This is a genomic window from Janthinobacterium rivuli (assembly GCF_029690045.1).
Lineage (GTDB): Bacteria > Pseudomonadota > Gammaproteobacteria > Burkholderiales > Burkholderiaceae_D > Janthinobacterium > Janthinobacterium rivuli.
Window position 1 is genome coordinate 4,774,050 of sequence record NZ_CP121464.1, and the last position, 19,613, is coordinate 4,793,662.

Annotated in this window: 18 protein-coding genes and 2 tRNA genes; 6 read left to right on the plus strand and 14 right to left on the minus strand. The window is 65.0% G+C overall.

What is annotated here, in order from left to right; translation table 11 throughout:
• Positions 1-7 precede the first annotated feature (7 nt).
• From tagF to P9875_RS21730, 3 genes are all read right to left on the minus strand, one after another.
• Positions 8-988, minus strand: a complete 981-nt coding sequence (gene tagF, locus P9875_RS21720; RefSeq protein ID WP_278316570.1) for a type VI secretion system-associated protein TagF — start codon at positions 986-988, stop codon at positions 8-10.
• Positions 985-4,794: a type VI secretion system membrane subunit TssM gene (tssM, locus tag P9875_RS21725; RefSeq protein WP_278316571.1), complete on the minus strand. Its 3,810-nt coding sequence runs from the start codon at positions 4,792-4,794 to the stop codon at positions 985-987. The genes tagF and tssM overlap by 4 nt, the downstream gene beginning before the upstream one ends.
• Before the next feature lie 217 nt (positions 4,795-5,011).
• Entirely contained in the window at positions 5,012-5,851 is an 840-nt protein-coding gene (locus tag P9875_RS21730) for a M15 family metallopeptidase (RefSeq protein ID WP_099400341.1), read from the minus strand.
• Between the two features lie 139 nt (positions 5,852-5,990).
• Between P9875_RS21730 and P9875_RS21735 the strand changes: the two genes are divergently transcribed.
• Positions 5,991-6,665 (plus strand): hypothetical protein, encoded by a 675-nt coding sequence (locus P9875_RS21735; RefSeq protein ID WP_158299989.1) that lies wholly within the window; start codon positions 5,991-5,993, stop codon positions 6,663-6,665.
• Between the two features lie 5 nt (positions 6,666-6,670).
• Here the strand turns inward: P9875_RS21735 and P9875_RS21740 are convergent, their stop codons facing one another.
• Complete coding sequence (locus tag P9875_RS21740) at positions 6,671-7,462, minus strand: alpha/beta fold hydrolase (protein WP_099400339.1); 792 nt, start codon at positions 7,460-7,462, stop codon at positions 6,671-6,673.
• A gap of 334 nt (positions 7,463-7,796) precedes the next feature.
• Between P9875_RS21740 and P9875_RS21745 the strand changes: the two genes are divergently transcribed.
• Entirely contained in the window at positions 7,797-8,180 is a 384-nt protein-coding gene (locus P9875_RS21745) for a hypothetical protein (RefSeq protein WP_278316572.1), read from the plus strand.
• Between the two features lie 120 nt (positions 8,181-8,300).
• On the opposite strand, the gene P9875_RS21750 is transcribed toward P9875_RS21745, so the two are convergent.
• Positions 8,301-8,376 (minus strand) — tRNA-Asn (locus P9875_RS21750).
• Between the two features lie 259 nt (positions 8,377-8,635).
• Between P9875_RS21750 and P9875_RS21755 the strand changes: the two genes are divergently transcribed.
• The gene (locus P9875_RS21755) at positions 8,636-9,343 is read left to right on the plus strand and encodes a GntR family transcriptional regulator (protein ID WP_278316573.1); all 708 of its coding nucleotides are present in this window, start codon (positions 8,636-8,638) and stop codon (positions 9,341-9,343) included.
• 94 nt (positions 9,344-9,437) lie between these two features.
• Here P9875_RS21755 and P9875_RS21760 read toward each other — a convergent pair whose 3' ends face one another.
• The 6 genes from P9875_RS21760 to P9875_RS21785 form a co-directional block, all read right to left on the minus strand.
• Positions 9,438-10,736 carry an NCS2 family permease gene (locus P9875_RS21760; RefSeq protein WP_099400337.1) on the minus strand — a complete coding sequence of 433 codons (1,299 nt, stop codon included), beginning with the start codon at positions 10,734-10,736 and terminating at the stop codon, positions 9,438-9,440.
• A gap of 75 nt (positions 10,737-10,811) precedes the next feature.
• Positions 10,812-11,213, minus strand: a complete 402-nt coding sequence (locus P9875_RS21765) for a GtrA family protein (protein ID WP_099400336.1) — start codon at positions 11,211-11,213, stop codon at positions 10,812-10,814.
• A gap of 140 nt (positions 11,214-11,353) precedes the next feature.
• The gene (locus P9875_RS21770) at positions 11,354-12,814 is read right to left on the minus strand and encodes a c-type cytochrome (protein ID WP_341353806.1); all 1,461 of its coding nucleotides are present in this window, start codon (positions 12,812-12,814) and stop codon (positions 11,354-11,356) included.
• Positions 12,811-14,469: a GMC family oxidoreductase gene (locus P9875_RS21775; protein WP_278316574.1), complete on the minus strand. Its 1,659-nt coding sequence runs from the start codon at positions 14,467-14,469 to the stop codon at positions 12,811-12,813. Before P9875_RS21775 ends, P9875_RS21770 begins: the two co-directional genes overlap by 4 nt.
• Positions 14,466-15,125: a sugar dehydrogenase complex small subunit gene (locus P9875_RS21780; RefSeq protein WP_176390289.1), complete on the minus strand. Its 660-nt coding sequence runs from the start codon at positions 15,123-15,125 to the stop codon at positions 14,466-14,468. The genes P9875_RS21775 and P9875_RS21780 overlap by 4 nt, the downstream gene beginning before the upstream one ends.
• 123 nt (positions 15,126-15,248) lie before the next feature.
• Positions 15,249-16,265: a hypothetical protein gene (locus P9875_RS21785; RefSeq protein WP_278316575.1), complete on the minus strand. Its 1,017-nt coding sequence runs from the start codon at positions 16,263-16,265 to the stop codon at positions 15,249-15,251.
• Positions 16,266-16,403: 138 nt separating this feature from the next.
• Between P9875_RS21785 and P9875_RS21790 the strand changes: the two genes are divergently transcribed.
• From P9875_RS21790 to P9875_RS21800, 3 genes are read left to right on the plus strand one after another with little or no spacing between them, the layout of a single operon-like run.
• Positions 16,404-16,892: a GNAT family N-acetyltransferase gene (locus P9875_RS21790; RefSeq protein ID WP_099400332.1), complete on the plus strand. Its 489-nt coding sequence runs from the start codon at positions 16,404-16,406 to the stop codon at positions 16,890-16,892.
• A complete protein-coding gene (locus P9875_RS21795; RefSeq protein ID WP_099400331.1) occupies positions 16,877-17,614 on the plus strand; it encodes an aspartyl/asparaginyl beta-hydroxylase domain-containing protein in 738 nt (245 codons plus the stop codon). Before P9875_RS21790 ends, P9875_RS21795 begins: the two co-directional genes overlap by 16 nt.
• Entirely contained in the window at positions 17,611-18,618 is a 1,008-nt protein-coding gene (locus tag P9875_RS21800; RefSeq protein WP_278316576.1) for a hypothetical protein, read from the plus strand. The genes P9875_RS21795 and P9875_RS21800 overlap by 4 nt, the downstream gene beginning before the upstream one ends.
• A gap of 3 nt (positions 18,619-18,621) precedes the next feature.
• On the opposite strand, the gene P9875_RS21805 is transcribed toward P9875_RS21800, so the two are convergent.
• The 3 genes from P9875_RS21805 to P9875_RS21815 form a co-directional block, all read right to left on the minus strand.
• Entirely contained in the window at positions 18,622-18,924 is a 303-nt protein-coding gene (locus tag P9875_RS21805; RefSeq protein ID WP_278316577.1) for a hypothetical protein, read from the minus strand.
• 152 nt (positions 18,925-19,076) lie between these two features.
• Positions 19,077-19,152 (minus strand) — tRNA-Asn (locus tag P9875_RS21810).
• 73 nt (positions 19,153-19,225) lie between these two features.
• On the minus strand, positions 19,226-19,552 hold the full coding sequence (locus P9875_RS21815) for a Dabb family protein (protein ID WP_278316578.1): 327 nt from the start codon (positions 19,550-19,552) through the stop codon (positions 19,226-19,228).
• Between the last annotated feature and the right edge of the window lie 61 nt (positions 19,553-19,613).

Consider the following 19,613-nt stretch of genomic DNA (forward strand, 5'->3'; position numbering starts at 1 on the left):
CAATCCTTCAGACAAAGGTATCGGCAAACATGGCGCAGGCCGAGCGCAGCGACAGCTGCTCCTGCTGCAGGCAGGCGGAAAACCGGCGCAGCGCCGCCTCGTGTCCCAGCTGCTCCTCGACCCAGTCCAGCTGGTCGAAGACGATCAGCCGTTCGCTGCCGGCCTGCGGATCGATCAGCGCGCGCAAGCCATGCGGGTCGGCGCCGCAAAAGCCGATCACCAGCACGGGCGCCTCGTCGAGGTGGGAAAAGAACAGCGCCAGTTCGAAATCGGCCTGGTGCAGGAAAGGCGCAATCAAATGCAGCCAGAAGCTGGCCACCAGCTCGCGCAGCTGCGCGTCCTGCGGCAGCGGCAGCACCAGGCTTTTTTCCAGGCGCGGCAAGCCGCTCTGGCGCACCGGCTGCAGCAGCAGGCCCAGGCCCAGCAGCAATTCGCGCACCGTCACCGGGAAGGCGGGCGAAGCGAGCAGCGTTTGCAGGCCATGCACGGTCTGCGCCTGCAAAAAGGCGGCCAGCCGCGCCGCGTGATCCGGTGCGGCCGGTTCGACTTCGACCACGTTGCCGGCCAGCGCCAGCAACGCCGGCCCCGGTTCGGCGCTGGCCACGATGCCGTGCGACAGCTGCTCCACGCGCTGCCACAGGGGCGCGAGCGCCAGCGGGCTGCAGGCGACAAAGGCTTCGGCGTCATCGACTTCCAGCGCGCCCATGGCCATGAAGGGAAAGCGCCGCAGCGACTGGTCGTTGCTCGCTTCCAGGCGCCCGGCGATGGCGCGCCGGCTGCGCGTGCCGACAAAGGCAAAGCGCAGCGGCGGCAAGGCGTCGTAATTGAGCTTCCAGCGCGGTTCCACCGTCAGGGCCGTCATCACCTGCGCCAGCCAGTCGTCGAGCAGTTGCACCAGCGCGTGATTGTCGCAAGCCTTGATGAAATCGCCGCGCGCGGGGATCTTGCCAAAGTAACCGAGGCGCACCTGCTGTTGCGCGCGCATCATGGCGCCACTCCGGTCGCCGCAACTGCAGCGACGACTGGCACAGGCGCGCCCGGCATGCCGACGATGGTCTCGGGCAGCTGCATGCCGCGAAAACCCTGCTCCTGCAGCGCCGTGGCGGATCCCGCGCCCGAGGTTTCGGCGCTGCTGGTGATTTTCAGGTCGACCGCCACGGCCACCTCGCCGCGCGCCCAGCGCAGTTCGAACACGCCGCCCTCCTTGCGCTTTTTGCTCGCCGCGTCGATCATGCGCTTCAGGCCGAATTGCCCTGGCTCGTTGAACAGTTCCACCGTGCGCCCGTCGAAGGTGACGGCCGTGATGCGCGCGCCTTGCTGGCCCGCCGCGCCCTGCGGACCCGGATGCACCATGTTCGTCCACTGCGCCGGCGTATTGCGGTAGCGTAGCTGCTGGCCGTCGATCTCCACCGTGTATTCCAAGGTGCCCGGCGCGGGCGACGGCTGGATCTGGAAGACGGTTTGCGCCGCCGTCGAGGTGGCCGCCACGCCGCCCGCGCCCAGCGGCGCGATCCAGCCGGGAAAGCGCGCCACCACCTGCGGCGACAGGCTGATGCCCATGTCGGCCCAGGTGCGCGGCGCCAGCACGTCGCCGCGCCGCACCACCAATGGCCCCATCGACGTCGTGACGAATTTCGCCACCAGTCCTTCCGGGCCGAAGAACTGGCCGATTTCCAGGTTGCTCGCCTCGATGCGCGCCGTGGGCGCGAACGGATATTTGTTGGCCAGCGATTTCTGGAACGGTTCATACACCTGCGCCGCCCAGGTCTTGTTGATATCGAGTTCGGCCGGCGCGACGATGACGGCAAAGGTCTGCATCAGCGGGCGCACGAGGATGGGGCGTATCGCCTGCTTTTGCGCGTCACTCATCCCCGTGAGCACCTGCTCGTCGACCAGTTTCAGGGCGTCGGCCAGCTCGGAACCACTGCCCTCCAGGGTCTGCTGCATGAACTGGCGCGCGCCCGGTCCCGCGTCGCCCTGGTTCTTCAGCTGGTTCAAACGGCTGCGCAGTTTCGACAGCGCTTCCAGATAGGCGCGCATCAGCGAGGCATTGTTGTCCCTGGCCGCCACCAGCTTGCCCACGCCGGCAAATTCGCGGCCCACGGGGCCCATGGGCTTGTCCAGGCGGGCCGGGTCGAGCTGCGCATTGACGCCGGGATTGGCCGTCAGCTGCGACGGCGCGCGGCGCAGCACGGTTTCCTTGAACCAGGCGATGAGGCCCCGTTCCGCCTTGCGCAATTGGGCGTTCTGCAGCGCCGGATTGTCCCACGAGGTTTCCTCATAAATGGTCGTCAGCAGCTTGGCGATCGGCGACGACTGCGGGTCGCCCAGGCGGTTCATCGCCTGCACGGCGCCGTCAAAACCTTTCAGGTCGGCGACGGCCACGCCCTGCACGAATTTCTGCCACTCGCGCGCATAGTCGGCCTTGTACATGGCCACCAGGTTTTTCTCGATCTGCTCCGGACTGCCTTCCAGGGTCAGGTCGTCGGTCGAGGCGCTTTTCAGCACCCAGTCGGCGCTTTGCAGCTCGCGGTTGGCGGCGTCGCGAAACGCGCCCTCGACGAACTTGTCCCACGCCTGGCGCGTAAAGGCGCCGGAGACGGCGTAACTGCCAGCCAGCAGCGCCTGATCCTGCTCGCCGACGATGCGCGCCACCGTCATGCCGGGAAAACGCGTCGAGGCGCGCGCCTTGACGTCGGCATACACGCGCTCGCGCGCCGGCATGCCGCGTACCACGCGGCGCAGGTTTTCGCGCGCCTGGTCGACCAGCGCCAGCTTCTGCTCGATGCGCGGCCAGGACGGGTCGCCGATCTGCGCCAGATAAAACGTCAGCAGCCGTTCGGCGCTGCGTATCATCTGTTCGCGCGGCATGGCGCCCCGGTTGCCCTCCAGCCAGGCGCGCCAGAAACGCGTCAGCTGGTCGTTCAGGTGGCTGCCTTCCGCATGCGATTTATCGGCCAGCATCAGATAGGTTTTCAGCGCGTTGTAGGCGTCTTCCACATTCGTCGCGCTGGCCGCCTGGTACTGGACATTGCGTGGCGAAGAAGATGCGGCGGCTGGCGTCTGCGGCGTGCGCGCCGTGGGCTGCAACTGGTCGGCGCTGGCGTTCATCTCGAACAGCAAGGCTTCCAGCGCGCCCGCCACGGGGGTCAGCATGACCTGGCGCGCGCCGGCGAAATATTCCTCGCGCAGCTTGCGTTCAAGCAGTTCGCCCTGATACAGGCCCAGGCGCAATGACCAGGGACGCTGCGTGCGGTACGCTTCCAGTTGCTCGATGCGGTCCTGCAATATTTCAAGCGCTTCCAGGCGCGACTGCAAGTCCAGGCGCCGCTCCTGCAGCTTCACCACTTTATTCAAGTCGGCCTCGACGTTGGCCACCAGTTGCCGGTTGCCCAGGTAGGACCAGCTCCAGCCGCCCAGGCAGGCGCCCAGCGACACGGTGGCGGCAAAGAACACGGCATATTTGAAGCGCAGCCTGGCGCGGTTGGCATAGTTGGCCACCAGATGCTTATCGGCAAAAATCACCTTGCGGAACAGCTCCAGCAGGAAATAGCCATGCTGGCGCGCACCCGTGGGCAGCACGGCCGGGGCCGGCGCAAAGGCCAGGTCGAAGCGGCGCGCCACCTGCTGCGAGGAGGCGCTGACGGGCTCGCCTTCCTGCAGCGCGCTGGTAAAATAAAAGCCGCGGAACACGGGCTGGAACTGGAACGGGTTTTCCTCGAACAGGGTGGCAATAAAAGCGCGCAGGGCCGGCTTGATGGCGGCAAACTCCAGCGGAAAGGTGAACACGCCGGGCGCCATCGTCTTGCGTTGCCGGTGAGCCATATTGGCCAGGCTCAGCTCCGTCAAGCCATCGTGCAATTCATCGAAACTCTGGTCGAAAAACGCCAGCAAATCCGCCGTCGGCAGCTTGCGCTGGTAGGGCATGGTGGCGCCCCAGACGCGCTCACGCTCGCTGCGTTCGGCATCGGCGAAAAACTCCGTGAAGCCGGCGATCAGGTCCGCCTTGGTAAACACGATGTACAGCGGCGCGAATACTTCCAGGCGCTCGATGACGTCCTGCACACGCTTGCGCAGGCTGCGCGCCAGTTGCATGCCGACATCAGGATCGCCACCCAATTCGGCGATGCTGACGGCGATGAGGATGCCGTTGACGGGCGCCTTGCGCCGGTATTTTTTCAGCAGGTCGAGAAAGCCGAACCACTCACCGCGGTGCTCGTCGACGACGCAATAGCGCCCTGCCGTGTCGAGCACGATGCCGTCCGTGGTGAAAAACCAGTCGCAGTTGCGCGTGCCGCCCACGCCTTGCACGACCTTGCCGTCGGCGAAAGGAAATTGCAGGCCCGAATGCAGGATGGCGCTGCTCTTGCCGGCGGCCGGATTGCCGATGATCATATACCACGGCAATTCGTACAGGGCGGCGGCGCCCGACTTGAGGCCCAGCTTGGATGTCTTGATGGTCTCGATGGCGGCCAGCATGCCCGTGCGCACGGCGCCGAGTTCACCCTGCTGGGTGCTGCTGGCCGTGGACGCCGAGGCCGCTTGCGCGGCGGCGATCTCGGCCTCGTTGAGGATGGCCTGGCCCAGCGCCTGCGCATCGCGCCGCGCGCGGCGCCGGCGCCACAGCCACAGGCCCAGCCAGGTAAGAAATGCCAGCAGCAGCAAGGCCAGCGCCCAGATCAGCGCCACTTCCAGCACCTCGGCGCCCAAGTACAGGGACACGGCCAGCGCCACGAACCCAAGGATGGTCAGATTGCGGCTGTCGGTAAGGAAATGCCAGATTCTTCGCAGCATGATGAGCCCAGGGTGAGGTCGCAAAGCAGGAGGAACGCCGCCGCGCAGCGAGGCGGAGTCGGCCCATGCTGACAGCAATGCGGCGCGCCTTTGTTGACATATGACAAGTACCAGGCGCCAGTGCGCGGCAGGCGCCGGTGTGCCCTTGACGCTGCGCAAGCAAGCTTGCAGCGGTGAAAATCTAGCCGCCGCGCGGCGCTAGAATGGCTGGCGCGGCTTACTTGCCCAGCACGCGCGGTTGCGGCAATTCCGTGTGGCCAAAATCCATCATGGTCCAGCGTCCGCCCCAGCGCAGGCCCACCGATTCGGCCGTCACGCCATATAAACGGTAACCGCGCATGGCCCAGGCATTTTTTTCAGAAATGATGAGCTTTCCTTCATGCATGAATGCGCAATCGGCCGCCAGGCCATACTGGTGATAGCTTTGAAACGCCTTCGCGTTCGTCACGTTCGGGCCGGCCGCCGCCAGTTGATCCTGGCGCGCGGGGCTGCGATAGCCTTCCAGCAAGACCATGTCATAACCATGCACGTCTTTCATGATCTTGAAGACCAGCAGCAAACGCTGCGCGAAATCGTGGTCGAGCAATTGCCAGTTGCGGCTGGCGCCGCCCAACAGCGGACGCAGCTGCGTGACTTCCGCCGTGGAAAACAGCAGCGGCGGCAGGGTTGGCGGCGGCACCAGCTGCTCGCCTTTCAGCAGGACGCTGACCTGGTCGTTGATGACGTGTTGCTGATCGGCATAGCCGCGCAGGGCGATGCGGTCGCTGGACAGCCAGGCCAGCAGCGGCGGCACGATCACCAGCACGCTGCCTGCCAGGCTCAGCCAGCGGTGCCGCCACAGCAGCTGCCAGGCGCGCGCCATGCCCGAGCCCGTATGCCGCTGCACCCGCTGCCACTGCGCGCCGCTGCCACCCTTCAGGTGCTGCGCGCGCCGCTGCATGCGCCAGCCCAGGTTGACGAGCGTGTGCAGCACGGTGGCGCGGCCGCCGGGAAACAACAGCAGCCAGCAGGCAAAACAGGCGAGCAGGAAATACATCAGGACCAGGGCGACGAACATGGGGCGCTCCGTGACGGAAATCGGCGGGACCGGGCAATCCATTGCTCGGTGGTATCGCTAGATCGTAGGCGTGCGCGGCCCGCATGAGCGCGGTTTACATCAAGGTCAGTCGAATTTGATCCACTACGGAGGTGATATTTTGTCTTTACTGAAAACCGGGGATGGCCAGGCGCGCGGTCCCGACCTGTTGAGCAAGGCCGGCGCGGCTGGCGCGCGCATCGAAGGCAAGGGCATCCTGTCGCAGCTCGAACACGGCGTCGCCGCGCCTGCGGCCATGCCGGCGCTGCGCTGGCGCCCCGCCTGGCGGCACTGGGCCGCTGGCGCGCTGTGCCTGACGGTGCTGATCACGGCCGTGCTCGCCTACGATACGGACGTCATCCTCCTGCCGCCCGCACCCGCCACGGCCATGGTTCCGCCCATCATGCCAGCGCCAGCCGTGCTGCAACAGGCGGCGCAGGCGGCGCAGGCGGCCACCATCGTCAATACGGCGGCACCGCCCTTGCCCGAGGTGGCCGCCGCGAGCGCGCCGCGCAAGACGCCGCCGCCCGCGCGCCAGACGGCCGCGCGGCCACAAGGGACAAGGCCGGCTGCCGCGCCCGGCGACAGCGACGTCACCCTGCTGACGGCGATGGTGGCGCATGCGCACCGGCAAGAAGGCACGGCGGCACCCGCGCGCGACGTGGTGCTGCGCAGGCAGGAAGAAGAAACGGCGGAACTGTTGCAGCGCTGCAAGCAGCTGGGCCTGATCGAAGGCATGCTGTGCCGCTCGCGCATCTGCTCGGGCCGCTGGGACAGCGATCCCGCCTGCCATTGAGGAACTCATGTGTGTCTGGGATGCGTGGCCGCGTCCATGCGGCCTTGCAAGAAGCCTTCCATCAGCGCCAGCAATGCCTGCGGCTGCTCCTGGTGCGGCGTATGGCCGCATTGCTCGACCATGGCGGGCACGGCGTTGAGCGCCTGCGCCACGATGGTGTCGACCTGGGCCGCGCTGCCGTACTGGTCCTCGCTGCCCTGCAGCACCAGCGCCGGGCATTCGACGGAGGGCAGCAGATACTCGATGTTCCAGAACTGGAAGCCATAGCTGAGCCACGTGTCCGACCAGGCCTTGAAGATGGTCTCCGTCTTGTCGCCATGGTATTTCGCCAGCGCGCGCAGCTTGCCCGCGCCAAATGCCGCGTCCGCCACGCGGATGCCATCGAGCGTGATGTCCTCGACAAACACGTGCGCCGCTTCGGTGATGATGCCGCGCAAGCGCGGTGGCTGCTGCGCCGCATAGATCAGGGCGATGCTGCCACCATCGGAGTGGCCGACGAGAAAATGGTCCTGTCCCGGCAGCAGTGCCGCCAGCACTTGCGGCAGCTCGCACAGCGCGTAGTCGTGCAAATAATGGAGCTGGCGGCGCGCCGCCAGCGGCGACGACTGCCCATAGCCGTGGCGGTCATACAGCAAGCCGCGGCACCCCGTCGCCTGGCATAGCTGCGCGGGAAAATCTTTCCACATCGCACAGCAGCCGAGTCCCTCGTGCAGGAATACCAGGCAGGGCTTGGCGGGGTCGCCCTCGATCAATTCGTAATAGATATCGGTTTCGGCACTCAGGTTCAGTATCGGCATGGGCTAGGCTCGCAACGGGTTCCGTATCGGCAGGTGGCTGGGCCTATTGTGCCATTGTCCTGCCCGGCCTGCGTAGCGCCCCGTAAAAATAGCCTGCTGGAAAAGATATTGCCGCTTGTCTGCAAAGTGTTTGCGCCAGCACAAGCGAACGCTGCTTTTCCGGCCGCCCGCCGCGCTTTCGCCTCCTGTGTACGCCTAGAATGAATTACTCCAACAGCATGGAGCAGGCGGCTACCTTATCAGCCAGGACGTGACACTGGCCGTCACGGCAATATAGATAGGGCGTCTTGCCGCACGACGACAGGCGCGGCGTCCAAACTATCAGGAGTACATCATGGAAATGAAAGTAGAACACCGTACCGGCAGCAACCTGGCCCCGGAAACCACCGATCTGCCGCTGGAGCAGGACGGCCAAGCCGCGAAAGGTGCGGCCGCACAGGACTTGAACCTGAGCGCCGCCGCCTTCACCACCTACTACACGTGGACGGCCAATGGCGTCAATCCTTCGGTCAACTTCACCAATGCCAACGTGCACGCCAATTCGCGCGTCTTCGTCAACATCAGCGAGTATGCCGCGACGCCGCAAGACCGTTTCATCGGCGCCGCCCGTATGGCCGTGTACAACATCGCGCCCTATAACGGCGGCTTCCGCGCCTGGGTGGATATCTCATGGGGCAGCCCGCTCAAGGTGCGTTTCGACGTGTTTGTCGATCCCTGATCCGGGAAACACCGCGCACGTCGCTGACGCATTGAAGCGATGACTGGCGTGAATGGGAAACCATGCGCGCATGACAAAAGGGCCACGTGTTGCCACGTGGCCCTTTGCTGCTGCTTGTTCTGGCTCCCCGACCTGGACTCGAACCAGGGACCTGCGGATTAACAGTCCGTCGCTCTACCAACTGAGCTATCAGGGAAAGGAGGCCGAATTATATACGTCAAAATTTCTCATGTCCAGTTTCAATCTGCATGACCGGCAAAACAGGCCGCCAGGAAGGACGCTTCACCGGGCGGTTGCGCCCGTCTGCGCGGCGCCACGCAAGATAGTAGAATAGCCATGCCTTGCCGACACGCAAGGCGCACAACGGCATGCCGGCAGCGGAGCGTCACCACGCCGCCGCGCGGACATGCGCTTGCAAGGCTCACCTTGCTCCTGGCTTACTGCTCTCATCCGACATGACAGAATCAAGCGCAACCCTGGTGGACAAACCCGGCAGCGGCGACAGCTCGGCGGAAATTGCCCAGCATATCGCGGCCGCCATCGTGGCGCGCCAATTGCCGCCCGGAACGCGGCTGCGCGAAGAAGCGCTGTGCCGGCTGTATGGCGTCAGCCGCACGAAGATCCGCGCCGCCCTGCTCATCCTCTCGAAAGACAAACTCATACGCATGGTGCCCGACAAGGGCGCCTTCGTCAGCCAGCCGACCGAAGCGGAGGCGCGCGACATCTTTGCCGCGCGGCGCATCATCGAGGCGGCCCTGGCGCGCGAATTCGTCGCGCGGGCCAAGGCTGCCGACTACAGGATGCTGGAGCGCCACCTGAAAGCGGAACGCCTGGCGCTGACGCAAGCGACGCCGCTGCGCTCGCAACTGCTGGGCGACTTTCACGTGCTGCTGGCCGATATCGCCGGCAATGCCGTGCTGCGCGATATCGTGCGCGAACTGGTGGGCCGCAGCTCGCTCATCACCATGCTGTACCAGTCGGGCCACGCCGCCGCCTGCTCATACGACGAGCACGGGCGCTTTCTCGAGGCGGCGCGCAGCGGCGATGCGGATCTGGCGGCGCGCCTGATGGTCGAGCATCTGACGCACGTGGAAGCGGCCCTGCGCTTCGACGGCAGCGCCGGCGAGGCCAAAAAAGATCTGGTGGCCGCTCTGCTGATGTAGGCGGCGCCATCAAAAAAGGCCGCCGGTGCGGATGCACGGGCGGCCTTGCCTTTTTACATGTCAGATGCAGCGGCAAGGCCGCTATTCGCCCACGCTACTCACCCAGGTAGATAAACTTGAACAGGAAGATGGCGGCGATGATGTAAGCCACCACGGATACCTGCTTGCCCTTGCCCGTCAACAGTTTCAAGACGGCATAGGTGATGAAACCAAACGCGACGCCGCTGGCCACGGAATAGGTAAACGGCATCATCAAGGCCGTGATGGCGGCGGGAATGCTTTCCGTGCTGTCATCCCAGTCGATGAAGGTCAGTTCGCGCAGCATCAGGCACGCCACGTACAGCAGTGCTGGCGCCGTCGCGTACGGCGGCACCGTGTGCGCCAGCGGGGCGAAGAACAGGCTGCCCAGGAACAGCAGCGCGACGGCCACGGCCGTCAAGCCCGTGCGTCCGCCCGCTTGCACGCCGGCCGCGCTTTCCACAAAGGCCGTCGTGCTCGACGTGCCCAGACAGGCGCCGGCGGCAATCGCCGTGCTATCGGCCAGCAAGGCCTTGTTCATGCGCTCCATCTTGCCGTCTTTCAGCAAGCCGGCGCGGTTGGCCACGCCCATCAGGGTGCCCGTCGCGTCAAACAGTTCGACCAGGAAAAACACCAGCACGACGTTGACGATGCCGATCGACAGCGCGCCCATGATGTCGAGCTTGAACAGGGTCGGTTCGATGGCCGGCGGCGCCGAGACGATGCCGTTGAACTGGTTGCCGCCAAAGAAGAAGCTGGCAATCGTGATGGCGAGGATGCCGATCAGGATGGCGCCCGGCACTTTCAGGCGATCCAGCGCGACGATGATGAAAAAGCCGAGGATGGCCAGAATAGGCGCCGCCTGGTGCAAGTCGCCCAGGGCGATGATGGTGGCCGGGTTCGACACCACGATACCGGCGCTTTTCAGCGAAATGATCGCCAGGAACAGGCCGATACCCACCGTGATGGCCGTGCGCAGCGCGGGCGGGATGCTGTTGATGATCATCTCGCGCACCTTGAACAGGCTCACCAGGATGAACAGGCAGCCGGAAATGAAAACGGCGCCCAGCGCCACTTCCCAGCTCATGCCCATGCCCTTGACCACCGTGTACGAGAAATACGCATTCAAGCCCATGCCCGGCGCCAGCGCGATCGGGTAGTTCGCATACAGGCCCATGATCAGGGTGCCGATGGCGGCCGCCAGGCAGGTGGCAACGAAAACGGAGTCTTTCGGCATGCCCGCGTCGCCGAGGATGGACGGGTTGACGAAGATGATGTAGGCCATCGTCAGGAACGTGGTCAGGCCGGCCAGCAGCTCCGTGCGCACATTGGTTCCGTTGTCCTTCAGTTTGAAATAGCGTTCCAGGAACTGCATGATTAACCCCTTGTTTTGGTAAAACTGCGCGCCTGGTCTTGGCCAAGACGCATCTTTTTTTCTTGCAATAACCAGTTACTTGGTCGCTGCGCCTGCCGGCTTGAAGGCCCACCAGCGGCTGCCCGCGAAATTCCAGACCAGCCCGATGCCCGTCGCCAGCACCTGCGCCAGCCAGTAATACCAGCCCAGCTGGTGCACCAGCAGCCACATCAGGCCCGTATTGATGCACCAGCCGATGCCCAGCAAGGCAAAATACTTGCTGGCCGCCTCGCCATGGCCCTTGTCGCTTTTAAACGTGAAAAAGTAATTGAGAAGGTAGTTGACGACGGAACCGAGGATGTAGCCGATGCCGGACGCGGCGGCGGCGCTGATGCCGGCCCATTCCACGCCACCCCACAGCACGCTGTATTGCACGGCCGTGCCGGAAGCGCCGACGGCGGCGAAACGTAAAAATTGGTGATGCAGGGAATGGGACATTGTCAATTTTAAAATAAGGCGAACACACTCGCCAGGATAGTGCCAGAATAAAAAATGGCTACGATTGCTCGTAACCATTTTTCAGCCTGCATTTTACTGCAAGTTGCGCCCAACGTTCATATTCGCCGCCGTTTCAGTACTTATTCCTTGCGCTGACGGCGCCGGCGCAGCCATACGGACAGCGCGATCAGCAGCAAGATGCCCACGATGCCGCCCGGCAGCATGAACGGCTGAGCACGGGCCAGCACGGGCTTCTCGCCACCGCTGCGCGCCTGCGCCACATACGCGGGCGTGACGGACACATCCGGGTTGCCATACTGTTTCAATACGTAATTGGCGATCGAAGCGATCTGCTCGTCCGTCAACGGTTGCACGTAGGAACGCTGGTCGAAACGGGGCATGAACGCTTCGTGCTCCTCCCCTTCGATCTTGCGCTCGACGCCAAACAAAATGGCCGACACCAGGTTGGCAGGCGTATTGCCGCCCGTCGCCGTGTTGTTGAACAGGGCGGGGTAGCTTTGTCCCGTGCTGCCCGCGCCGCTGGCCGAATGGCAGCTGGCGCAGTAGCCGGAAAACAGCACGGCGCCGCTGTTGAGCGAGTGATGTTCGGTGGAACTGGCCATGCCGCGCAAGGCGGCCTCTTCGCTGGCGGCGCTGCCGTGGCTGAAGGCAGCCTTGGCCTGCCCAGGCGCGCGCACGGGCGGCACCGTGCGCAGCCAGGCCACGATGGCGGCCACGTCGTCGTCGCGCAGGAACTGCAGGCTGTTCTGGATGGCTTCAGCCATGCCGCCCGCCGCCTGCCCCTTGCCTTCCACGTGGCCCGTCTTCAGGTAAGCCGTAAGTTCCGCATCCGTCCACGCGCCGATACCGCTGACCTTGTCGGACGTGATGTTCGGCGCATGCCAGGAACCGAGCGAGGCGCCGGCCAGGGTCTGGCTGCCGATTTCCGCCATCAGCGCATTGCGCGGCGTGTGGCAGGCGCTGCAGTGCGCCAGGCCTTCGGCCAAATAAGCGCCCCGGTTGATCTGCGCGCTCTTCGCCGGATCCGGCACGAAGCGCTTATTGTCGAGGAATAAGGTATTCCAGCCCAGCATGGACAGGCGCACATTGAACGGGAATGGCAACGCCGTCTGGCGCGCCGGCTCGTCGACAGGCTTGACGGCCTGCATGAAGTAGTAATACAGGTCGCCCACGTCCGCATCCGTCAGCTGCGCATAGCTGGTGTAAGGCATGGCCGGATACAGGTGGCTGCCATCGGCGCGCACGCCTTCGCGCAAGGCGCGCGCAAAGTCGGCTTCCGTGTAATGGCCGATGCCGCCTGTTTTCGACGGCGTAATATTCGTCGCGTAAATCGTGCCCAGCGGCAAATCGATGGCGTAGCCGCCCGCATACGGCTTGCCGCCCGCTGCCGTATGGCACGCCATGCAGTCGGCGGCGATGGCCAGGTAGCGGCCCCGTTCGAGGCGCGCATCGGGCTTGGCGGCCACGGGCGCGGCTGGCCGGTCCGGCGTCAGGGTAACGGGAGGCGCCGGCGGCACAGCGTGCGCAGCCAGCGGCAAGCCGGCCGCCAGGGTCAGCGTCAGCAAGAGGCGGCGCATCATGCGGCCTCCCTTGCCAGGGTACGGGCGATGTCGTCGGCCGCGCGCAGGCCGAGCGCGGCCATGCTGAGGGTGGTGTTGACGACGCTGGCCGACGGCATGGCGCCGCCGCCCGGCAGCCACAGATTGGCATGATCGTGGGCGCGGCAATTGCCGTCGACCACGGAGTCAAGACGATTTGAACCCATGATGACGCCGCCCATGATGTGGTTATTCGCGTTCAGGCTGTCGGTGATGTGGAATTCCACGGCGCCGAGCAGCTTGCCGATGTGCTTGAGCTGCGCATGCGCGGCCTTCGCGCCATCGCGCACATAGTCGCCCACGTCATAGTAAATGTCGGGGCAGGCCAGGCCCAGCGGGTCCTTGCGCGTCTTGCTCAATGTCAGGCGGTTATGCGCTTCGGGCAAGGGTTCCAGGCTGATCGACAAGTCCACGCCGAACGCGGCGCGGCGGCGGATCTCGTCATCGAGATCCTTGCCTACCAGGCCCAGCTTCAACGACTGCTGGGTAGCCGGTCCGACACGCGTGATGTTATTCAGGATCATCTTGTTGGCCGAATACTGCGCACGGAAGGCGCCGTCGCGCGGGCCCACCAGGCAGCTGCTTTGCGCGGGGCCACGGCCCGTCCAGATCGGTTCATTGGCGAGGAAAGTACAGTGGAAACCCGAGTGGTCCATCATGTTGCGGCCCACCTGGTCGGAACTGTTGGCGATGCCGTTCGGATTGTTCTGGTTGGCCGCCAGCAACAGCAAGCGCGGTGTTTCGATGCCATTACAGGCGATCACGAAGGCCTTGCCGGTCGCCATGTGCGACTGTTTCTTGGCGTCGTACCAGTGCACGGCGGTGACTCTGTTGTTCTGGTCCGTGTCGATGCGGTAGACGACGGCCTCGGCCAGCACACCCGCACCCTTCAGCTCGGCCCGTTCCACGTGGTGGATGCCGTTGTACATGGCGCCGATGGGGCAGATCGGCTGGCAATTGTTATTGCCGCAGCAGGTCGGGCGGCCCTGCCATGGGCGGGTCGAACGGCCTTGCGGGATCGGCACGGAGCGGTAGCCGTGCGGGTTGACCACTTCGGCAAAGCGCTTGTCGCCATAACCCCAGGGCACCATGTCCATCGGATACGGCGCACTGCGCTCGCTCGGCGATTGCAGGGCGGGATCGTTGGGGCCGGCCACGCCCATTTCCTGCTCGGCGCGGCAATAGTACGGCTCCAGCTCATCGTAGGAAATGGACCAGTCGCGCCCTACCCCGTAATCGCTCTTCATGCGCATGTCGGACGGCAAATGGCGCCAGCACGACGCGGCCCAGTGCCAGGTTGTGCCGCCCACCGTGCGCAGATAGCCCTGCTGGAAACTGCTGCCGTTGGGGCCGGACACTTCCACGTAGTTATTCTTCGGGAAATACAGGGGTGCGGGCGCGTTTTCCGCCTGGGGATACAGGCCCTGGAAGTCGGAGCCGACGCGGTTTTCGAACGGCATGTTGCGCCAGTTTTCCACGGCTTGTCCCCGCTCGATGCGCAGGCCCGCTTCCAGCATGATCACGGAATGGCCTTGCGCAGCCAGCTGGTCGGCCATCATGGCACCGACGACGCCCGTGCCGACGATGACGACATCAGCGACGACGTCGCCATTACTCTTGAATTGGGGTGATTTCATTTTGCTTGCTTGCCTTTAGTTTCAGGGGTGCCGGTGGTGGCCGGGGCCGGTACGGGTTTCGGTTCCACGGGCGCGGAAACGCGCACGGCCGGCGGCGCCTTCAGCCACCACAGGGGGCCGTAGTTGCAATAGGTCGGCACGACCTGGCCATCGGCCACCGTGCGGTACATCAAGGCCTCGGCGTAGGCGACGACGATGGACTTCGTGCCCTGCGCCGCGTTGCCGGCGACGGTGCCCGTGTACCAGGCGGCAACGATGGCCAGCGCCAGTTCGCGCAGGCCGGCATCGGCGGCGCTGGCGGCCGCCAGCAGGGCTTTCGCTTCCTGGCCCGTGACGAGCAGCGCGCCCAGCTGCGGCAAGCGCTCGGCGAAGCCGGGCACGTTCGTACGCATGGCTTGCTCGATGCGCGCCGCCGTCGCGGCGGACAAATCGCGGTGGCCCGTGATCGTTTGCGACAGGGTGTAGAACAGCATGGTGGCGGGCGCCAGGCCCGTTGCCGGCCCGCTAGCCGGCGCCTGCATGGCGGCCGACAGGGGATTGCTCCAGAAACCGGCCTGCGCCAGCAAGGCGGCCAGGCCGATCAGGGCGTGGCGGCGGCTGATACGGGGAAAGGATGAAACGGATGTTGCAGATGGATCGCTGTCTGGATGGTTCATGAGACTCCCGCAAGACTTGTTGTTTTATTGACTTCGATGATTGCGCCACATTGCATTTGCGCATATATGGAACCGGTTCCATAATTATCCTACAGAACTGAATTATTTGCTGATGGAGTATGACTACCGGAAGTCTGGCTTGGGCAATGCCTGCGTGAATGCGGGCGTTTCGCGCAGGGAAAATACCAGTCCCGGCTGGCCGCCCAGGCGGTACTGAAAATCGAGCACGCTGCCGCCAGCCAGACTTGGCTTGCCCGGCAAGGCCAGTGGCAGGTTCAGGCTGCACGCATGGTCGCCCAGAACGATGTCGCCATGCACGCGGATGCGCGTGAGCAAGCGCGGCGCCTCGTCCAGCACGTCGGGCAGGCGGATGCTGGCGGCCGGCAGCGTGTCGCCCGGCTCACCCTGCCAGGCGCGCAAGGCGGCCGCATCAAGGGTAAATACGCGGCCCCAGTCCGTGCACGGCTCGCCAGGGCTGCGCCGATCCAGGCCCAGGTGCACCGTGACGGCCGCCGGCAGCAGCGCCGCCGCAGGCGCTTGCGCATGCAGATTGCGCAGGATGGCCACCTGCGGCTCCTTGCCCAGCGCCGTATTCATGGTTTCGCTGACGATGACGTCCGGCATGGCGCCGGCAGGCATTTGATAGGCGGCCGCGTCGGCGCAAATATACTCAGCGACGTGGCTGTCGAGGCCCAGGGCGGCGATCAGCTCGCGCGCATAGTCCAGGGTTTCCGCATGCACGTCGAGGATGGCAAACTGCACTTCGCTGGCGTCCAGCACGGCCATCACCGGCAGGGCCAGCAGCGCAAACGGGCCGCAGCCCGCATATAGCACGCGCACGGGCCGCCCGCCGCTCACGGCCAGCCGCTCGCGCACGGCCAGCGCCAGGCCCTGGATGAAGGCGGCGCTGCGGTAGGGCTCGCGCGCGCACAGTCCCGCCTGCACGGGCGAGATGGCCCAGCCGCTGGGCAGAAAACTCTCGCCATCGCGCAAGCCGTCCTGCCGGTCCATGGCCAGGCCCGAATGGCGCTCGACGAGCTGGCGCAGCTGCACGGTTTCGCCGACCAGGCTGGCCAGGGAACGCCGCGGATCGCACAGCGCGGCCGCCATGGCGGCCAGTTCCGCGCGCGCCGAAGTCACGCGCGGCTCCACGGGCAAGGCAGGATAAAGACAGAATGCATGGCGGCTTCCCTGAAATGATTGCAAGTACGCGGAAAAATTGGCAGCATAGCAAATAAATATACGCCTGCGCATTTGCCACCACCTGCCGGAGCACCGATGCACGACTTGCCGCTTTCCGCCCCCTACCAGTTGCGCCTCCAGCGCGACGACGACGATGGCTTTGCCGCCGCGCTGTACAGTTCCACGCGCGACGACCTGCGCCAGATGCCGGCCGATCCCGCCGTCATCGAACAGCTGATCGCCATGCAGCGGCGCATGCAAAGCCACGGTTACCGACAGGCGTATCCGCACGCCGTGTACCTGGTGCTGCTGCACGGCGACACGCCCATCGGCCGCCTGATCCTCGACCGCCAGGATCAGGTGCTGCACCTGGTCGACATCGCCATCCTGCCCGCCGCACAAGGCCAGGGCGCCGGCAGCGCCGTGCTGCGCGGCCTGCAGGCGCAAGCGGGCGCACAGCAATGCCGGATCCATCTTGCCGTCAACAAAAGCAACACGGCAGCGCACGCCCTGTACCGGCGGCTGGGCTTTCGATTGCGCGGGGAAAACGACGTCCAGGAGCAGCTGGAATGGAGCGCGCCATAGTGCCGGCACCGAAGCCCCCGAGCACCTGGCTGCGACTGCCGCTGCGCTTCGACGTGGCGCGCATGCAGCGCGAGAGCGACCAGTTCGCCGCCGGCGAGTGGATCAATCATTTCAATACGGGCGCCTATGAAAACGGCTGGAGCTGCGTGCCGCTGCGCTCGCCCGGCGGAGCAGCCGGCGACATCATGCCCGTCGACGGCGCCGCCTATGCCGACACGCCGCAACTGGCGCGCTGCCCCTGCCTGCGCGAAGTGCTGGCCAGCTTCGCCTGCGAGATCCGCGCCGCGCGCCTGATGGCTTTGGCACCGGGCGCCGTCATCCGCGCGCACCGCGACGCCGGCACGTCACTGGCCGATGGCCTGGTCCGCATCCACATCCCCGTCCACACTACGCCGCAGGTCGTGTTCAGCATCGACGGCGAGAACGTCCACTTTGCGGCCGGCCACGCCTGGTACATGGACGCCAGTTGCCTGCACGCGGTGCACAACCAGGGCGCGGCGCCGCGCATCCACCTCGTGCTCGACTGCGTCACCAATGCCTGGCTCGAAGCGCTGTTCGCCTCGGCCGGCTTCGTGCCGAAAGCGGCCCCGAAATATGGCGACCCCAGCATCAACGATGGCAATGTGCGGGCCGTCATCGCCCAGCTGCGACTGTCGCCCTCGCCTGCCAGCCTGGCGCTGGCCGGCGAATTGGCCGCCTTGGCCGACGGGAGCGCGCCATGAGCGCCGCGCCGGGCCTGGCGCAGCAGGAACGCTTGCTGGCCAAGGGGAAGTCGGTGGCATGGCACGAAGGCATGGACTTGCGCGGCTGGTATCCGCTGTACGTGGAGCGCGGCGAAACATTGGCGGACGCTGCCATATGCTGGCGCGACTTGGGGAAAACGGCTTTCAGCGACGCCTTCTTTGTCGATACCCTGGCGCGCCAGCCGCATGAGGAGCGCCGCGTCTGCCGCACGCCGCTGGCGGCGCTGGCCACGCTGGGCGATGGCCTGGCGCCCGACGCCTTCATCTTCCACGTCTCGCGCTGCGGCTCAACCCTGCTGAGCCAGCTGCTGGCGTCCCTGCCGCAATGCATCGTCATGTCCGAACCGCCCGTGATCGATTCGCTGCTGCGCCTGCATCACGATGGCCTGGCGGGCAGCGACAACATCGCCCTGCTGCGCCAGGCCATCCTGGCATTGGGACATCGCCGCTCCGGCACAGAGACGCATTTCATCATCAAGTTCGACTGCTGGCACATCCACAGCCTGGACTTGCTGCGGCAAGCGTTTCCCGGCACGCCCTGCCTGTTCGTCTACCGCGAACCGCTGGCCGTGCTGGCCTCGCACCAGCGCCAGCGCGGACCGCAAATGGTGCCCGGCATGCTGCACCCGGCGCAGCTGCCGCTGCCCGCGCACCAGCTGGAACCCGGCGAACTCGATGGCTATACGGGCCTCGTGCTGGCCAGCCTGTTCGACGCCGCCCTGCCCCATGCGGCCGCCGGCCAGCTGCAGTTAATTCACTACAAACAATTGCCCGACATCCTCTTCAGCGATGTATTGGCCCGCTTCGGCATCACCGCCACGCTGGCACAGCTGCAAGCGATGCGCGCGCGCGGCGGCGTGCATGCGAAATACGGCACGGCTTACCACGGCGATCCGCCAGTGACCGCGGCAAGCGGCCTGGCCGCCATCGCCGCGCAAGTGCAAACGAGTTATCTGGCGCTGGAAGCATTGCGCACAGGGTAATACTCACAGCGCAGCGGCATTGTCCTCGCGCCACTTGCGCACCATCTCGCTGCTGATTTCGCGTTCATAGCAGATGGGAGCGTAACCGCCCTTCCGGCTCCATGCGCTGCGTCCTCCGCAGGCGCTGCCATTTTTGGCCGCATTGTAGGGACAGGGGCAGCGGCCCGGATAGGCCGCAATCGACTCGGCGATGATCTGCTGTTTGACCTTCGCTTCGGCTGGCGCCTGGCGTCCCTGGCCGCCGGCAAGGGGCGCATAGGCCGTGCCGGCGGTCAGCATCAGCACCAGGGCGCAGAGATTCTTCATAGGAAAGGTTGTTTTCATCGAGAGGCAGTAAACAGACTCTGCAAGTATGGCAGATGCTTTTCGGCAAATCTGCGTGAAATGTCACGCACGCCATGGCCGCAACGCAAAAAGCCCAACCGTGAAGGCTGGGCTTTTCGATACTGCTGATGTTCTGGCTCCCCGACCTGGACTCGAACCAGGGACCTGCGGATTAACAGTCCGTCGCTCTACCAACTGAGCTATCAGGGAAAAGAGGCCGCATTCTATAGGGCAAATTTTCAGTTGTCCAGATTTACGCCAAAAAATTTATGCGCGGCGCCGCTCAGCCCGGACTTTCCCTGGGCTGATAGTCAAATACCAGCACCCGCCCCAGCCATGGCTTGAGCAGATCGACAAAGGCCAGGTGGGCCGGATGGGCCAGGTACACGTCGCGCGCGCTGGCGCCATCGAAGGTCAAGGTAAAGCAATCGGTAAAGCCGTCATCGAGGCCTTCCGGACTGACATTCGGCCCCCATTCGAATTGCAGCACGCCGGGAATGCGGTGTTTAAGCTGGGAAAACTCATGGACCAGCTCGGCATGCTTGGCCGGTGTGATGTCCTCGAGAAAATCACACAGGACGATATGGCGCAACGGGATAGAACAGGTCATGGTGGCAGCTCTCCTATGGGGTTGCATTCAGGATAGCGCAAAACGAAAAAGCACACAGGCA

Excerpts from the sequence above, each read along its gene's own strand:
- tagF (WP_278316570.1), bottom strand. The coding sequence starts at position 988 with ATGATGCGCGCGCAACAGCAGGTGCGCCTCGGTTACTTTGGCAAGATC.
- tssM (WP_278316571.1), bottom strand. The coding sequence starts at position 4,794 with ATGCTGCGAAGAATCTGGCATTTCCTTACCGACAGCCGCAATCTGACC.
- P9875_RS21730 (WP_099400341.1), bottom strand. The coding sequence starts at position 5,851 with ATGTTCGTCGCCCTGGTCCTGATGTATTTCCTGCTCGCCTGTTTTGCC.
- P9875_RS21740 (WP_099400339.1), bottom strand. The coding sequence starts at position 7,462 with ATGCCGATACTGAACCTGAGTGCCGAAACCGATATCTATTACGAATTG.
- P9875_RS21745 (WP_278316572.1), top strand. The coding sequence starts at position 7,797 with ATGGAAATGAAAGTAGAACACCGTACCGGCAGCAACCTGGCCCCGGAA.
- P9875_RS21755 (WP_278316573.1), top strand. The coding sequence starts at position 8,636 with ATGACAGAATCAAGCGCAACCCTGGTGGACAAACCCGGCAGCGGCGAC.
- P9875_RS21760 (WP_099400337.1), bottom strand. The coding sequence starts at position 10,736 with ATGCAGTTCCTGGAACGCTATTTCAAACTGAAGGACAACGGAACCAAT.
- P9875_RS21765 (WP_099400336.1), bottom strand. The coding sequence starts at position 11,213 with ATGTCCCATTCCCTGCATCACCAATTTTTACGTTTCGCCGCCGTCGGC.
- P9875_RS21770 (WP_341353806.1), bottom strand. The coding sequence starts at position 12,814 with ATGATGCGCCGCCTCTTGCTGACGCTGACCCTGGCGGCCGGCTTGCCG.
- P9875_RS21775 (WP_278316574.1), bottom strand. The coding sequence starts at position 14,469 with ATGAAATCACCCCAATTCAAGAGTAATGGCGACGTCGTCGCTGATGTC.
- P9875_RS21780 (WP_176390289.1), bottom strand. The coding sequence starts at position 15,125 with ATGAACCATCCAGACAGCGATCCATCTGCAACATCCGTTTCATCCTTT.
- P9875_RS21790 (WP_099400332.1), top strand. The coding sequence starts at position 16,404 with ATGCACGACTTGCCGCTTTCCGCCCCCTACCAGTTGCGCCTCCAGCGC.
- P9875_RS21795 (WP_099400331.1), top strand. The coding sequence starts at position 16,877 with ATGGAGCGCGCCATAGTGCCGGCACCGAAGCCCCCGAGCACCTGGCTG.
- P9875_RS21800 (WP_278316576.1), top strand. The coding sequence starts at position 17,611 with ATGAGCGCCGCGCCGGGCCTGGCGCAGCAGGAACGCTTGCTGGCCAAG.
- P9875_RS21805 (WP_278316577.1), bottom strand. The coding sequence starts at position 18,924 with ATGAAGAATCTCTGCGCCCTGGTGCTGATGCTGACCGCCGGCACGGCC.
- P9875_RS21815 (WP_278316578.1), bottom strand. The coding sequence starts at position 19,552 with ATGACCTGTTCTATCCCGTTGCGCCATATCGTCCTGTGTGATTTTCTC.